Source organism: Nocardioides sp. AE5 (assembly GCF_031844485.1).
Taxonomy (GTDB): domain Bacteria; phylum Actinomycetota; class Actinomycetes; order Propionibacteriales; family Nocardioidaceae; genus Nocardioides.
On sequence record NZ_JAUZVI010000012.1, the window covers coordinates 116,423 to 130,749 of the forward strand.

Annotated in this window: 17 protein-coding genes; 9 read left to right on the top strand and 8 right to left on the bottom strand. The window is 70.5% G+C overall.

Going from position 1 to position 14,327, the window contains the following annotated elements:
* Positions 1-6 precede the first annotated feature (6 nt).
* The 5 genes from Q9R27_RS16220 to Q9R27_RS16240 are packed head-to-tail and all read left to right on the top strand — an operon-like array spanning position 7 to position 5,130.
* Positions 7-1,215 (top strand): allantoate amidohydrolase, encoded by a 1,209-nt coding sequence (locus Q9R27_RS16220; protein ID WP_311253444.1) that lies wholly within the window; start codon positions 7-9, stop codon positions 1,213-1,215.
* A complete protein-coding gene (locus tag Q9R27_RS16225) occupies positions 1,212-2,402 on the top strand; it encodes a formimidoylglutamate deiminase (protein ID WP_311253445.1) in 1,191 nt (396 codons plus the stop codon). Before Q9R27_RS16220 ends, Q9R27_RS16225 begins: the two co-directional genes overlap by 4 nt.
* Positions 2,399-3,547: an imidazolonepropionase gene (gene hutI / locus Q9R27_RS16230; RefSeq protein ID WP_311253446.1), complete on the top strand. Its 1,149-nt coding sequence runs from the start codon at positions 2,399-2,401 to the stop codon at positions 3,545-3,547. Before Q9R27_RS16225 ends, hutI begins: the two co-directional genes overlap by 4 nt.
* Before the next feature lie 22 nt (positions 3,548-3,569).
* Positions 3,570-4,223 (top strand): GDSL-type esterase/lipase family protein, encoded by a 654-nt coding sequence (locus Q9R27_RS16235; RefSeq protein ID WP_311253447.1) that lies wholly within the window; start codon positions 3,570-3,572, stop codon positions 4,221-4,223.
* Positions 4,216-5,130 carry a sucrase ferredoxin gene (locus Q9R27_RS16240; RefSeq protein ID WP_311253448.1) on the top strand — a complete coding sequence of 305 codons (915 nt, stop codon included), beginning with the start codon at positions 4,216-4,218 and terminating at the stop codon, positions 5,128-5,130. The genes Q9R27_RS16235 and Q9R27_RS16240 overlap by 8 nt, the downstream gene beginning before the upstream one ends.
* 16 nt (positions 5,131-5,146) lie before the next feature.
* Here Q9R27_RS16240 and Q9R27_RS16245 read toward each other — a convergent pair whose 3' ends face one another.
* From Q9R27_RS16245 to Q9R27_RS16275, 7 genes are all read right to left on the bottom strand, one after another.
* Positions 5,147-5,527 carry a hypothetical protein gene (locus Q9R27_RS16245; protein WP_311253449.1) on the bottom strand — a complete coding sequence of 127 codons (381 nt, stop codon included), beginning with the start codon at positions 5,525-5,527 and terminating at the stop codon, positions 5,147-5,149.
* Between the two features lie 68 nt (positions 5,528-5,595).
* Entirely contained in the window at positions 5,596-6,516 is a 921-nt protein-coding gene (locus Q9R27_RS16250; RefSeq protein ID WP_311253450.1) for a hypothetical protein, read from the bottom strand.
* Positions 6,513-6,800: a hypothetical protein gene (locus Q9R27_RS16255; protein ID WP_311253451.1), complete on the bottom strand. Its 288-nt coding sequence runs from the start codon at positions 6,798-6,800 to the stop codon at positions 6,513-6,515. Before Q9R27_RS16255 ends, Q9R27_RS16250 begins: the two co-directional genes overlap by 4 nt.
* Positions 6,801-6,905: 105 nt before the next feature.
* The gene (locus tag Q9R27_RS16260) at positions 6,906-8,045 is read right to left on the bottom strand and encodes a sulfotransferase (protein WP_311253452.1); all 1,140 of its coding nucleotides are present in this window, start codon (positions 8,043-8,045) and stop codon (positions 6,906-6,908) included.
* A gap of 9 nt (positions 8,046-8,054) precedes the next feature.
* Positions 8,055-8,837, bottom strand: a complete 783-nt coding sequence (locus tag Q9R27_RS16265; RefSeq protein ID WP_311253453.1) for an SDR family oxidoreductase — start codon at positions 8,835-8,837, stop codon at positions 8,055-8,057.
* 60 nt (positions 8,838-8,897) lie between these two features.
* Positions 8,898-10,055, bottom strand: a complete 1,158-nt coding sequence (locus Q9R27_RS16270; protein WP_311253454.1) for a hypothetical protein — start codon at positions 10,053-10,055, stop codon at positions 8,898-8,900.
* Positions 10,052-10,930, bottom strand: a complete 879-nt coding sequence (locus Q9R27_RS16275; protein WP_311253455.1) for a TIGR03619 family F420-dependent LLM class oxidoreductase — start codon at positions 10,928-10,930, stop codon at positions 10,052-10,054. Before Q9R27_RS16275 ends, Q9R27_RS16270 begins: the two co-directional genes overlap by 4 nt.
* Before the next feature lie 47 nt (positions 10,931-10,977).
* Here Q9R27_RS16275 and Q9R27_RS16280 point away from each other — a divergent pair, with 47 nt between their 5' ends.
* The 4 genes from Q9R27_RS16280 to Q9R27_RS16295 are packed head-to-tail and all read left to right on the top strand — an operon-like array spanning position 10,978 to position 13,090.
* A complete protein-coding gene (locus Q9R27_RS16280; protein WP_311253456.1) occupies positions 10,978-11,403 on the top strand; it encodes a nuclear transport factor 2 family protein in 426 nt (141 codons plus the stop codon).
* Positions 11,404-11,405: 2 nt separating this feature from the next.
* Complete coding sequence (locus tag Q9R27_RS16285; protein ID WP_311253457.1) at positions 11,406-11,879, top strand: nitroreductase family deazaflavin-dependent oxidoreductase; 474 nt, start codon at positions 11,406-11,408, stop codon at positions 11,877-11,879.
* Between the two features lies 1 nt (position 11,880).
* Positions 11,881-12,450 (top strand): mismatch-specific DNA-glycosylase, encoded by a 570-nt coding sequence (locus Q9R27_RS16290; protein ID WP_311253458.1) that lies wholly within the window; start codon positions 11,881-11,883, stop codon positions 12,448-12,450.
* A gap of 58 nt (positions 12,451-12,508) precedes the next feature.
* Positions 12,509-13,090, top strand: coding sequence for a hypothetical protein (locus Q9R27_RS16295; protein ID WP_311253459.1), 582 nt, complete (start codon positions 12,509-12,511; stop codon positions 13,088-13,090).
* On the opposite strand, the gene Q9R27_RS16300 is transcribed toward Q9R27_RS16295, so the two are convergent.
* Positions 13,056-14,327: MFS transporter (locus Q9R27_RS16300; RefSeq protein ID WP_311253460.1), on the bottom strand; the 1,272-nt coding region annotated here is incomplete at its 5' end. The genes Q9R27_RS16295 and Q9R27_RS16300 overlap by 35 nt on opposite strands.

Below are 14,327 nucleotides of genomic sequence, written 5' to 3' on the forward strand. Positions count from 1 at the left end.
GGGCAGGTGAGCTTCGAACAGATGTGGGCAGACCTGGCGTCGGTGGGTCGGTCGCGTTCCAGCGGCGGCTACTTCCGCCCGGCCTTCGGCTCCGCCGAGCGCGAGTGCCACGCCTGGTTCCTCGACCAGTGCGCGACGCGCGGGCTGGAGACCCGCACCGACGGCAACGGCAACACGGTCGCCTGGTGGCGCCCCGAGGGCACCGGTGACCAGCCCGGCGTACTGACCGGCTCCCACCTGGACTCGGTGCCCGACGGGGGTGCGTACGACGGACCGCTCGGCGTCATGTCCGCGCTGGCCGCGATCGACCGGCTCCGCGAGCGCGGAGTCGCCCCGAGCCGACCGATCGGTGTCGCCGCCTTCGCCGAGGAAGAAGGATCCCGCTTCGGGCTGGCCTGCCTCGGCTCCCGCCTGGCCACCGGCCAACTCGACCCCGCCACCGCCCGCGAACTGCGCGACCGCGACGGAGTCCCCTTGCCGGACGCGATGGCCGCTGCCGGCCTGGCTCCGGACCTGGGCGACACCAGCCTGCTCGACGGGGTCGGCTGGTTCGTCGAACTCCACGTCGAGCAGGGGCGCGGGCTGGTCGACCTCGCCGCCCCGATCGGAGTGGCCAGCGGGATCTGGCCGCACGGGCGCTACCGGTTCGACTTCACCGGCGAGGCCAACCACGCCGGCACCACCGTCATGGACGATCGCCACGACCCGATGCTCAGTTGCGCGATGACCGTGCTGGCCGCCAACAAGCAGGCCCGGCTCGGCGGCCAGCGCGCCACCTTCGGTCGCTTCGAGGTCACCCCCAACTCCACCAACGCGGTGCCCTCACGGGTCACCGCCTGGCTCGACGCGCGCTGCGAGGACGACGCCACCCTGGCCGCACTCGTCGCAGAGGTCTCCCGGCTCGGTCGCGAACGCGCCGCCCGCGACGGCACCGGACTCGAGGTCACCGCCGAATCCGTCTCGCCCGCGGTCGCGTTCGACCCCGACCTGGCCGCCCGCCTGGCCGGCGACCATGCCGGGCCGGACTGGCCGGTGCTGGCCACCCAGGCCGGCCACGACGCCGGCATCCTGGCGGGCGCCGGAATCCCCACTGCGATGCTCTTCGTCCGCAACCCCACCGGCATCTCCCACGCCCCGGCCGAGCATGCCGAGGTCGCCGACTGCCTGGCCGGCGTCGACGCGCTGGCCGACTCCCTCGAGCGGCTGGCCGGATGATCCCGGGCTTCGCCAACTGCCACTCGCACGCCTTCCACCGGGCACTGCGCGGCCGCAGCCAGGCGCTGCCCGCCACCGGCCGGGGAAGCTTCTGGACCTGGCGCGAGCAGATGTACGCCGTGGCCGCGCGGCTCACGCCTGAGTCGCTGCACGACCTGGCCGTGGCGACGTACACCGAGATGCTCTGCGCCGGCATCACCAGCGTCGGTGAGTTCCACTACCTGCACCACCAACCCGACGGCACGCCGTACGCCGACCCCAACGAGATGGGCCACGCGCTGGTCGCCGCCGCCCGCGAGGTGGGGATCCGGATCGCGCTGCTGGACACCTGCTACCTCGCTGCCGGCCTCGAGCCGGACGGGGGCCACCGCCCGGTCGAGGGCGTCCAGGTCCGGTTCAGCGACGGGGACGTCGACGCCTGGGCAGAACGGTTCACTGCCCTGGCCGCGGCGTACGACGGGAGCGACGACGTCCGGATCGGCGCCGGGATCCACTCGGTGCGCGCTGTGCCCGCTGCCGCGATGGGCACCATCGTCACCGCAGCGAGCGGACGCCCGCTGCACGTGCACCTCTCCGAGCAACCGGCTGAGAACGAGCAGTGCCTCGCCGCGTACGGATGCACCCCTGCCCGGCTCCTGACCGACCACGGCGTCCTCGGCCCATGGACCACCGCCGTCCACGCCACTCACCTCACCGCCGACGACATCGGCTTGCTCGGCGCCGCAGGCACCCATGCCTGCTTCTGCCCGACCACCGAGCGCGACCTGGCCGACGGGATCGGGCCCTCACGCGCGCTGCACACCGCCGGGTCCCGCCTCACCCTGGGCTCCGACAGCCACGCCGTGATCGACCCCTTCGAGGAGATGCGCGCGGTGGAACTCGACGAACGCCTCTCCACCGGCATCCGCGGCCACTGGAGCGCCAGCGAACTGATCGAGGCCGCCACCACCACCGGGCACGGGAGCCTCGGCTTCGACGCCGCCGACACCGCGGCCGATGTGGTCACCGTCGACCTCGGCTCCCCGCGCACCGCCGGCACCGGGCCCGGCGAAGAGGCCCTCGTCTTCGCCGCCGCCGCAGCCGACGTGCTCACCGTCCGGATCGGCGCCGAGATCCACGACATCCGGGCCCTGCGCGAGGACCTGCGCGGGCAGTGGCAACGACTGGAAGGGGTCCTCGCCCCATGAGTCCGACCATCGTGCTGACCAACATCGGCGAACTCGTCACCTGGGACGCGGAGCAGCCGATCCGCACCGACGCCGCCTTGGTCATCGAACGCGGACAGGTGGCCTGGACCGGGCCCGCCGCACAGGCGCCCACAGCGGACACGGCGTACGACGTCGGCGGCCGGGCCGTCATCCCCGGGTTCGTGGACAGCCACGCGCACCTGGTCTTCGCCGGCGATCGCGCCGAGGAGTTCACCGCCCGGATGGCCGGCCAGTCCTACACCGCTGGCGGCATCAGGGACACGGTCGCCGCCACCCGCGCTGCCAGCGACGAACAACTCACCGCCCACGTCGCCCGCCTGGTCGACGAGATGCGCCGACAGGGCACCACCACCGTCGAGATCAAGAGCGGCTATGGCCTCACCGTCCACGACGAAGCCCGCTGCCTGGCAGTGGCCCGCCAGTTCACCGAAGAGACCACCTTCCTCGGCGCGCACGTCGTCCCCGCCGACACCGACCCCACGTCGTACGTCGCGGAGGTGACCGGCCCGATGCTGGCCCGCGCCGCCGAGCACGCCCGCTGGATCGACGTCTTCTGCGAGACCGGCGCCTTCGACGTCGACCAGGCGCGCACCGTGCTCGAGGCCGGCCGCGCTGCCGGCCTCGAACCGCGGATGCACGCCAACCAGCTCGGCCCCGGACCGGGTGTGCACCTGGCCGCCGAGCTCGGCCTGGTCGCCGTGGACCACTGCACCTACCTGAGCGACGCGGACGTGGCTGCGCTGCGCGAGTCCGGCACCATCGCCACCCTGCTGCCCGGGGTCGAGTTCTCCACCCGCCAGCCGTATCCGGACGCCCGGCGGCTGCTGGAGGCTGGCGTCGCGGTGGCGCTGGCCTCCGACTGCAACCCGGGCTCCTGCTACACCTCGTCGATGCCGCTGTGCATCGCGCTGGCGGTGCGCGAGATGGGGATGACCCCGACCGAGGCACTGCGCGCCGCCACCGAGACCGGTGCCGCCGCCCTTCGCCGCGACGACGTCGGACGCCTCACCGTCGGCGCCCGTGCGGACCTCGCCATCCTGGACGCGCCGAACCACCTGCACCTGGCCTACCGGCCCGGCGTACCCCTGGTCAGCGAGACATGGCTGGGCGGGCGCCGGAGCTGACCACACCGTAGGGTCACCAGGTGTGAAGATCCTGCTCACCGGCGACTCGATCACCGCGGCCCACCGGGCGCCCGGCGATCCCCGCGACCTCGGCAGTGGGTACGTCGCCCGGCTGGCGAGGGCGTTGCCGGAGCACGACTTCCGCAACACCGGGGTCAACGGCCACAAGGTGCCGGACCTGGAGGCACGCTGGGAGCGTGACGTGCTGGCGCACGAGCCCGACCTGGTCTCGATCAAGATCGGGATCAACGACACGTGGCACGCCTTCTACGGCAGCCCCGCGCGACGCCTGGTCAACCGGATCCGGCACACCGGTGGCACCACCCACAGCGCCTTCGACGCGGGCTACCGCGAGCTCATCGCCCGGACGCTGGCCGCCGGCATTGACCGGATCGTGCTGGTCGAGCCGTTCCTGATCCCGGTCGACGACTCCCAGTTGCGGATGCTGGGTGACCTCGAGGAGAAGATGCGCCTGGTCGCCGCGATCGCCGAGGACCACGACCTGCCGCTGGTCCGGCTCCATGACGCCTTCACCCGTGCCGCCACCGAGCGCGACCCAGCCGAACTGGTGCTCGACGGGGTGCACCCCGAGGCCGCTGGCGACGAGCTGATCGCCGAGCTCTGGCTCGAGGTGGTCGCCCCGCTGCTGGAGGAGTGGGGAGCAGCAGATGGGTGAGCCAGCGGTCGACACCAACCGTTATCGGTGCGTCCTGGGCGCGGCCGACGAGCCGTTGCCCGGGACCTCGGCTCACGACACCGCCTACCTGCTCATCGAGCACCCCGGCCCGTGGGGACACAAGGCGCTGGCCGAGAGCCGGCTGCCGGCCGAGGTCCGCGACGGGCTCGCCGCAGCGAGCGCGGACACCGGGGTGCGGATCCAGCTGATCCGCCGCCACGGCCGCACCACCCAGGGCGGGCCATTCCGCATCTTCCTCGCGTACGCCGAGCCCGGGACGGAGTGGATCCGGACTGGGCTGCTCGACGTGGCCGAGGACCTGCTCGACCTCGACCTGGACGCACTCGCCGCGGGCGGGTCCGAAGCGGCGGGCGTCGGGCTGGACGAGCACATCGATCCGCTCCTCCTGGTCTGCACCAACGGTCGCCGCGACGCGTGCTGTGCCGAGTTCGGACGCCCGGTCGCAGCCGCCCTGGCCGCTGCCCACCCGGAGCAGACCTGGGAGACCAGCCACCTGGGCGGGCACCGGTTCGCCGGCGCGATGCTGACCCTGCCGCACGGACTCTCCTACGGCAGGCTCGACGTGGGCAACGCGTATGAAGTCGCCGAGGCCACACTGGAGGGCCGGATCGACCTGTCCCACCTGCGGGGCCGGGCCGCCTGGCCCCCGGAGGTCCAGGCGGCGGAGATCGCGTTGCGCACCGAACTCGCCGACACCGCGGCGGACGGCCTCGAACTGGTGGAGGCGGTCGCGCTGGCCGACGGCACCCGGGTCCGGTTCCGCCATCGGAGCGCCGGGGTGCGCGAGGTCGACGTCCGGGTCGAAGCCGGTCCCACCCTGCGGGCCAGTTGTGCCGACACGATGCTGAAGGCCACCCGGCGGTACGCCGCCACCGTGGCGCCCTGATCCCGGCCCGGCCGGATCAACTGGCCAGCGGGACCCGGGGCGGCTCGAAGGAGAACGCGATGTCCTCGAGCAGGTCGCAGAAGTCCGCATAGTCGGTGCAGTCGACGGTGGCCAGCAGCACCCAGCTGAGGTCGTCGACCACCCAGCACCAGGCCTCGGTGATCAGTTCCCGGCCCTCGTCGCGGTGCGCCACGCGCAGGTAGCCGACGTCGTGCTCCCCCATGTCGTGGATGTCGAGGTCCTCCAGGTCGGGACAGACCAGCGAGGCGATCAGGTCCTCGGCGACGGCCTGCTGCTCGGCGGGGAGTCGCCGCTCGGTCGGCCGACCCGACGTCACCGCGACGAAGGGAGTGAACCCGCTCGCTGCCGGATGGGGAGCGTGGGCCCGCAGGGCCACGCCCGGGGTCCTGGTCCTGCTGCTGCACACCCAGGTCCGGGGGACGGTCACAGTGACGGACATGGGTCTCACCGCTTCCCTTCGATCTCTTCGAGGATCCGGTCGGCGAACTCCTCGCCGGACTTCTCGCCAGCCGCCTGACAGGCCATCGTCCTGGGGATCTCCAGTGGAGTCTTCGGCAGACAACGCAGGGCGCCGAAGGCACCGCCGCCCATGGTTGCCGCAAAGCGCAACTGCGCCCGACCGAGCGAGGCCCACAGATTGTCCTTCCCCGCTGCGGCATCCAGGTCGAGCTGCCGCTCGAGGGCGTCGGAGAAGCTCTTTGCCTCATTGATGCCGTTGGGATAGTTGAGCCCCAGCGGCAGGTCCGGGAGCTGGCTGGGCCGGGTCAGGGCCCACAGCGCCATGTCCTTGGGATCGGGCACGTCCGGCAGCACCTTGCCCAGCTTGGACAGCAATCGCTCGGGGCCCGATGCCTTCGCCACCTTCGTCGGCAGGGGCCTGGACCATTCCAGCGCCAGCAGCGGTCCGAGCGACGTGGCCCACTGCTGGTGGACCTCGGCCTCGCGGAGCCGGGTCGCATGCACCAGTGCCAACGCATCCGCGTGCGGGATCTCCTGCTCCGATGTCATCTCGAACTCGCCGCGGTCCGCGATCCAGTGTGCGCCGACCGGGATTGCGGCACTGGTTGCGATGCCCCGGGCCCGCTCCATCTGGCGTTCGAGGCCCTCGAGTGAGTCGGCCATGCCAGACAAGCCGGCACCCAGGCCGCCGACCAGGGTGGCCAGTGTGTCCACCTTCGCAAGCCGGGTCCGGGTTGCCGCGTCGAATGCCTCTGCTGCCGCGCCGGACCAGTTGCCCGCAGCCGTCGTACGGCACTCGGCCAACGCATCGCCCACGCCGCGGATCCGGGCCTCCAGGGTGATCAGTCCAGCGGCACTGTCCCGGCATCCTGCCGGGTTGCCGTCGATCCGGGTGCTCGTGCTCACGCCAGCCTCCCGGCGAGGAGGGTGTCGAGTGCCCAGTTGATCTCGCCGTCCGTGCGCCGATAGGCGTCCACGGCGTGGGTGATCCGCTCGGACAGGTCGTCGACGTCGCCGCTCGCCAGCGCGACGAGTCGGGTGACCTTGTCGACCGCGGCGCGGGTGGTCGCCGTACTGGCGCCGGTGTCAGGACTGGACAGGGTGGAGGCCTCCACCATCGGCGCCACGGAGTCGTGCAGCAGCGCCGGCAGAGGTGCCACGGATTCGGGATCGATCTGGAACTGGCTCATGGACAGGACGCTAGGAACTGCGCAAGCCCGTGCCAATCAGGTCGTCGTGAACCTGTGGATGGGAGCGTGAAATCCGTGCATCTTGTTGCACGAGGGCGTGCTCGTTCAGGCGAACGCGGCGCGCACCTGCTCCTCGGTCAACCCGTAGTCCTCGAGCGAGTAGGAGTGCTTCGGCCGCTTGCCGCCTTGGCGCGACTCCTCGTCGATCCGGGTCACCGAGGCCGCGACCTCGTCGGTCCAGCCGAGCCCGAACGCCTCATAGATGCCCTGCGTGGTCCCGACCGGGTCGGCCACGAACGCGCGGTAGTCGACGTCGTGGAACTGCGTGGCGTCGTACTTCTCCCGGGCCGCCATGAAGGAGGCATGGCAGCGCGCGAGCATGTCCAGTTGGGTCCGCCCGATCGTCTCGCCGACGAAGGTGGTCGACCAGCCCGCCGTCGCCTCTGCGGAGAGTGAGCAGGCCGAGGCGATCGAAACCACCGGATCGCGGTGCATCTGCACGATCAGCGCGTCGGGATAGACCGCCATGATCGCGTCGAGCGCGACCAGGTGGGAGGGGTTCTTCAGCACCCAGCGACGGTCCTGGTCGTTGAGTCCGATCAGTTGCAGGTTGGCCTTGTGGCGCTGGTAGGCCGGCGTCCAGTCCTGCTTGGCCAGCCAGGCCGAATAGTTCGGGACGTGGGCCAGCGACTCGTAGCCGATGGAGAGCCCGCACTGGCGCAGGATCCGCCAGCATTCCTCCACCGAGGTGCCGTCCATGTAGTGGATCCCCATGAACTCCGGGTTCTCCACGTTGTGCTGGGAGTACGCCGCGTTGATGCCGTTGAAGATCGGGTCGTCGGCCCAGGTCTCGCGCGGCGGCCGGGGCTGCGGATATTCGGTGAGCCACAGTTCGATGCCCTGGTGCCGCGGGTCGGCGGTGAGCAACCGGTGGATCGCGGTGGTGCCGGTCCGGGGCAAGCCGACGACGAAGACGGGGCGCTCGATCGGGACCCCGGCGTACGACGGGTGTGCGGCGAAGCCGGCTTCGGAGAGGAGCCTGCCGACCAGGGCGCTCTTCACCTGGGCGCGCTGCATGTAGTTGCCGACGCCGGTCAGGCCCGCGGTGGGCGCGTTGAGGTCGTCGACGAGGAGTCGCAGGCCCTCCTCGTGGTCGGTGCCACCGAAGTCGGAGAGACCGGTGGTGCGGACCGCCGCCGCCACGATGTCGTCGTACGTGCCGACGTCTGCGCGTTCGCGTGCCATGGGTGCTCCTCAGTCGTCGTGGAATTCGCCGCAGTCGACGTTCAGCATCGTCCCGGTGACGGCGCTGGCCAGGTCGCTGGCGTAGAAGAGTGCTGCCTTGGCCACCTCGTCGGGCGTGGCCAGTCGCTTCAGGTCGGTCGGGGCGGCCTTCTCCCGGTAGATGTCCTCGTGGGTCACGCCAGCCTCGGAGGCCAGCCAGTCGAAGTAGGCCTTGTTCACGTCCTCGTAGATGTACGACGGCGCGATCGAGTTGACCCGGATGCCGCGGGGGCCGAGTTCGGTGGCCAGCGAGGAGGCGAGGTGCTTCAGGGTGCCCTTGGAGAGCTTGTAGCCGGAGTACTCCGGCTGCGAGGAGTGCACCACGCAGGAGTTGATCATGATGATCGATCCGCTGCTGGCGGCGAGCGCGTCGGCGAAGAGCGCCGAGAGCCGCAGCGGCGCGAAGACGTTGGTCTCCTGCGCGGCCCGCAGGCTCTCGAGGGAAAGCGTGCTGATCGGGTCCATCGGCGGGATCCCGAAGGCGTTGTTGATCAGGCAGTCCACGCGGCCGAACTCGTCCAGGGCTCGCTCGACGAGTGCAGCGCGCTGGTCCTCATCGGTGATGTCGGTCGGGACCACCAGCGCCCGGCGCCCGTGCGAGCGGACCACCTCGGCCATCTTCTCCAGCCGCTTCTCGGTGCGGGAGACGAGGACAAGGTCGGCCCCCATCCTGGCGGCCTCCTCGCCCAGGGAGCGGCCGAGGCCGGGGCCGACGCCGGAGAGCACGATCACCTTGTCCTGGAGCAGAGTCATGGCGTCACATTAGAACGTGTTTCAGTCCACGTCGAGGGCCAGGCCCACTGGCTCGGATGATCAGCTGATCATCCGGCGGGCGATGCCGACCTGGCGGGCCTCGATCCGTGCGGCGTACTGCTCGGGCGTGACCCGCTGGTGGTCCAGGTCGGTGCGCGAGGCGAGCGAGTCGAAGTCGACCAGTTCGACCTGGGGGCCATCGGCGGCAGTCAGATCGCGGGCGACGCGCTGCCAGCGCAGCATCATCACGCCCGCCTCGTGGCCGGTGGTGTCGAGCCAGTTGGCGATGCCCGGGTTGCGAGTGGAGACGACGTACGTGAAGTTGCCGTCCGCATCGGCAACGGACTGGGCGCCGGTCAGCGACGACTGGTAGTGCTCGTAGTCGGTGGAGACATACCACTTCGACCCGACCTGGATCGCCTGGTAGGGCGCGGCGTCGCAGACCGGGACCCGCACCACGAGGGCCTGGTCGTCGGTGAGCGCGTAGTGGCCCAGGGAGGAGAACTGCGAGGCCAGCCCGCCCGGCGTCGACTTCGGGACGGTCAGCGTGTTGACCGGTTCGGGATAGGTGAACCACTGCGGGAACGCGAACCAGGTCTGGATCCGGCCGGTCAGCAGCTTGGATGCCACGGCGTACCGCTTGGCGATCCGGTCGACCTCCAGCAGCCGGCGCGGCTGTCCGGCGGTGTCGAGCCGCTGCAGGCGCAGGGTGCCGCGCTCCTCGGTGGTCCAGTCGCTGTAGACCTCGCGGATGATCAGGGTGGCGCCCTTCTTGATCCCGAGTTCGGGACCGAAGCGCCACTCGAACGACCCGTCCTCGGCGATGTCGAGTTCGCGGTCGTCGAAGGCGGTCACCGTCTCCGGGTGGTCGTCCGCGGTGTAGCCACCGTCCATGATCTGGAAGGAGAGGTCGGTGGTGGTGCCGCGCCGCCCGGTCAGCAGGTACGACGCACCGGCGTCGAGGTAGGCGTTGAAGTAGATCGCGTCCGGGTTGTCCAGCCCCTGGCGCGAGTACTGGTGCGTCGGGTTGATCAGCACCGGGTGCTCGAGGTCGTAGTCGAAGGCCATCTGGATCGCGGAGCGAATCGAGCCGCCCAGGTAGTCCAGGCCCTCGGCCAGTTCTTGCTCAGTGATCTCGAACGGTGGGTTGCGGATCAGGGCCTCCGCCTCAGCGATGGCCGCCTGGAACCCGGCCGTGGCCTCGCCTGCGGCGCTCACGGGTTGACCTTGGCGATCACGGACTCGCCGAAGCGTTCCAGGTGCGCGACCTTGTCGGCCAGCGGCTCGGTGTCCTCGCCCTTGATGTAGGGCACCCGGAAGCCGACGATGCAGTCGGTGACGCCCTTGTCGGCCAGCCGCTTGATGCCCTCGGGGTTGTAGGCGTCGTAGGAGATCACGTGCACCTCGAAGTCGTCGCGGGTGTCGCCCTCCTCCTTGCGGATCTCGGCCAGGCGGGCGAGCAGCCGGTCCAGTTCCTCGCCGTCGCCGCCGGCGTGCATCCAGCCGTCGCCCTTGCGTACGGCGCGGCGCAGCGCGGCATCGGAGTGGCCACCGACCAGGAGCGGGATCTTCTCGGTCGGAGCCGGGCAGAGCTTGAGTGGGTCGATGGAGTAGAACTCGCCCTCGTAGCCGAAGTAGTCGCCCGAGGTGAGCCCACGCAGGATGTCCATGCACTCGTCCATCCGCTTGCCGCGCCGGCCCCATTCGACGCCCATCGCGGCGAAGTCCTCGGGCCACGGCGAGAGGCCCACGCCGAGGCCGAGGCGGTTGTTGGACAGGTAGGCGATCGAGGAGGCCTGCTTGGCGACCAGCACCGGCGGCCGCACCGGCAGCTTGAGCACGAACGGCGTGAGCCGCAGCGTCGTGGTCACCGCGAAGAGGTGGGCGCAGAGCACCATCGCCTCGATGAACTCCTTGCCCTCGAGGAACTCGCGATCGCCGGTGTCGGTGTAGGGATACGTCGAGTCCGACTCCTTCGGATAGATCAGCGAGTCGGCCACCGTCATCGACGTGTAGCCGGCTGCCTCGGCGGCCTGGGCGAGGGGGGCGTAGTACTCGGCGCGGGTCATCGCCTCGGCGTAGGTGAATCGCATGGAACTCACACTAGAACCTGTTTCATTTGTGTGCCAGAGTCATTCCCATGGAGCAGGACCAGATCTCCGACCGCCTCGAGATCGCCGACGTGATCACCCGCTACACCCGCGCGATCGACACGAGGAACTTCGACCGGCTGCACGAGGACGTCTTCACCGTGGATGCGGTGCTCGACTATTCCGCCGTCGGCGGCCCGGTCGGTCCACCCGTCGACGTGGTGCCCTGGATCGAGCAGGGCCTGGCCGGCTTCGACCGCTACCAGCACATGGTCGGCCAGATCGAAATCGTGATCGACGGCGACGCCGCGCGCGCCACGGCGTACTTCACCAACCCGATGGTGGCCAGGGCCCCCGATGGCACCGAGACCCTCTTCGAGGTGGGTGGCTATTACCACCACCAGTTGCGACGTACGCCGGACGGCTGGCGCTCGGCTGGCCTGGTCGACGACAACGTCTGGTCGCGGGGCTTCTAGGGATGGAGACGAAGCCGGCCGGGCTGGACAAGCCCTGGGTGCCGACGCTGATCAAGTACATGGCCAAGGGCAACGTCTGGCTCTACCGCCGCACCGGGGGTCGGATCGGCGGGACCTGGCGGGTCGGCGCGGCGTTCCGCAAGCCAGTGAAGCTGGCGCTTCTCAGCCACACCGGACGCAAGAGCGGCAAGGAGTACACGACTCCGCTGCTCTACCTGCCCGACGGTGACCGGGTCGTCTTCGTTGCCTCCCAGGCGGGCCTGCCCAAGCACCCGCAGTGGTTCCACAACCTCGTCGCGCACCCGGAATGCAGGGTGCAGGTGCGCTCCGACGTACGCCGGATGCGTGCCCGGGTCGCCGACGCCGACGAGCGCGCTGAATTGTGGCCACGGCTCAACGAGCTGTATGCGGACTTCGACAGTTACCAGTCCTGGACCGACCGCGTGATCCCGGTGGTGATCTGCGAGCCTGTCTGACATGGCGAAGTTCTCCCGTGCCGAGCTCGAGTCATTCCGGGACAAGGAGGTCCCCGACCTGCTCGGCGACGATCTCAGGCTCCTCTTCGTAGGCATCAACCCGGGGTTGTGGACCGCGGCCACGCAGACCCACTTCGCGCACCCGGTGAACCGCTTCTATCCGGCGCTGCTGCGGGCCGGGATCATCGAGCGCGAGGTGTCGCCCTCCGATGGCATGGACGAGGCCGACCGGGAGCACCTGCGCGGGCGCGGGATCGGGATCACCAACCTGGTCCGCCGGGCTACCGCACGTGCCGACGAACTCTCCGCGGACGAGTTGCGCGAGGGCGGGGAGCGGTTGCTCGCCCTGGTCGCCGAGCGAGGTCCGACCGTGGTCGCCATCGCCGGGATCACGGCGTACCGGACGGCGTTCGGGCAGCGGAAGGCGAGCGTCGGTCGGCAACCGGAGCCGTTCGGGCCGGCGGTGCTCTGGGTGGTGCCGAATCCGAGCGGGTTGAACGCGCACGCCACCGTCGAGTCGCTGGCCCAGGCGTACGCCGAACCCGCACGGGCTGCCGGAATCCTCCGGTGACCTGCCACAATGGGCGACGGCGCTCCCGCGCCGCGGACCGACCCAGGAGACCGGAAACGTGCCACAGCAAGAGGAGAACCCCGTCGTCAACGGGTTCGTCGCGCTGATCGCCGTCGCCGTCGTGGTCGGCCTGCTGGGCGGCATCTCGGTGCTGGTGGCCACCAACGTGCTGGGTGTGGGGCAGTCGAATTCCGCTGCCGGCCCAGGTGCCTCCGGCGGGGAGTCGCTGGTGATGCCGGACCCCACGCCGACCGCCACGGACTCCGGGCCGCTGATCACGCTGAACACCCCCGACGAGTCGTCGGCCTCCGGTGAGGAGTCGTCCGCGAAGCCGTCGCCCACCGCGACCGAGACGAAGGAAGAGAAGCCGACCATCAACCTCTCCCAGGGAGCATTCCGGGTGGAGAAGGGTGGCCAGCTCTACCTCTCGGGCACCTATCCGGGTGGTGAGGGAGCCGTGCTCGACATCGAGCAGCGGGTCAACGACGGCTCCTGGCAGGAGTTCCCGGTCGACGTCAACGTCTCCGGCGGCACCTTCTCGGTCTATGTGCAGACGCGCTCGACCGGCAACATCGAGTGGCGGGTCGTGGACAAGGACAACGGCGTCAAGTCGAACGCGGTCCGGGTCCAGCACGGCTGACGCCGCCCCGGCGCAGGGTCGCGTCGAGCCGGAGGGTCCAGTGGCCCACCCATGCGGTGCCGATCAGGGCGAGGCCGCCGAAGGCCATCGAGGCCGCCGCCAGTGGAGCCACGGCAGCGACCGCACTGATCACCAGTGGGCCCGACGTGTTGCCGATGTCGCCGCACAGGCGCCACCCGCCGAGGTACTGCGCACGCCCCACCAGTGGGGCCGTGTCGGCTCCGGTGGTCATCACGATCCCTGAACCGAGGCCGTTGCCCATCGCGATCACGATGGCGATGGCGAAGACGGCCGGGGTGGAGGTGACCAGGGGGAGGGCGAGGGCGGCCAGGGCCATGCTCAGTACGACGGGTACGGCGACCCATGCCCGCCCCTTGTGGTCCATCAACCACCCGCCAGGCAGGAAGAAGAGGATGTCGAAGGCGGCGGCGACGGCGAACATGAGGGAGGTCTCGGTGCCGTTCATCCCGATGTGGTCGGCCCACAGCGGGAGCAGCGTGATCCGGACCGATCGGCAGGCGCTGATCACCACCACGCTGGTGCCCAGGGTGAGCAGCGAGCGGACGTTCTCGCGCAACACGGTGCGCACCGGAAGGTGCCCGGTCGACCGCTGTTCGGCCCGGGTGGCGTGGGTGAGGTCGCGCATCCACCAGGCCATGGCGGCTGAGGCCAGGGACATCGCGGCGGCCAGCACGAAGACCTCCGCCAGGCCCCACACGTGGATCACGCCTGCGCCGATGACGGGCCCCAGCAACAGGCCGACCCGGTGGCTGGCGCCCAGGGTGGACATCGCCCGGGCTCGCTGCGCCATCGGTACGGCGTCGATCAGGAAGCCCTGGCGGGCCTGCATGAAGGCGCTCATCGTGGCGCCACTGACCAGGATCGCTACGGCCAGCGCGAGCACCGAGCCGGCCTGCCAGGCCAGGAGCATGGCGGCCACGTCGACGAGCCCGGAGAGGACCAGCGTGCGGCGCTCGCCGATCCGGGCGACCATGGCGCCGATCGGCAACGCCGAGAACATCTGACCGATGCCGAGCAGCGCCACCACGAAGGCAGCCAGGTCCACGCCGGCCCCGAGGTCGCGCGCGTGCAGGGCAAGGACGGGCAGGATCGCGCCGTGCCCGATCGAGTTGACCACCGTCGGCCCGAACGCCTCGAACGCAACGCTGCGCATCCGGAAGGTGGCTGCGTCGGTGGTTTCCATGGCCTGCCCATCCTCCTCGTTCCTGTTCTCGAC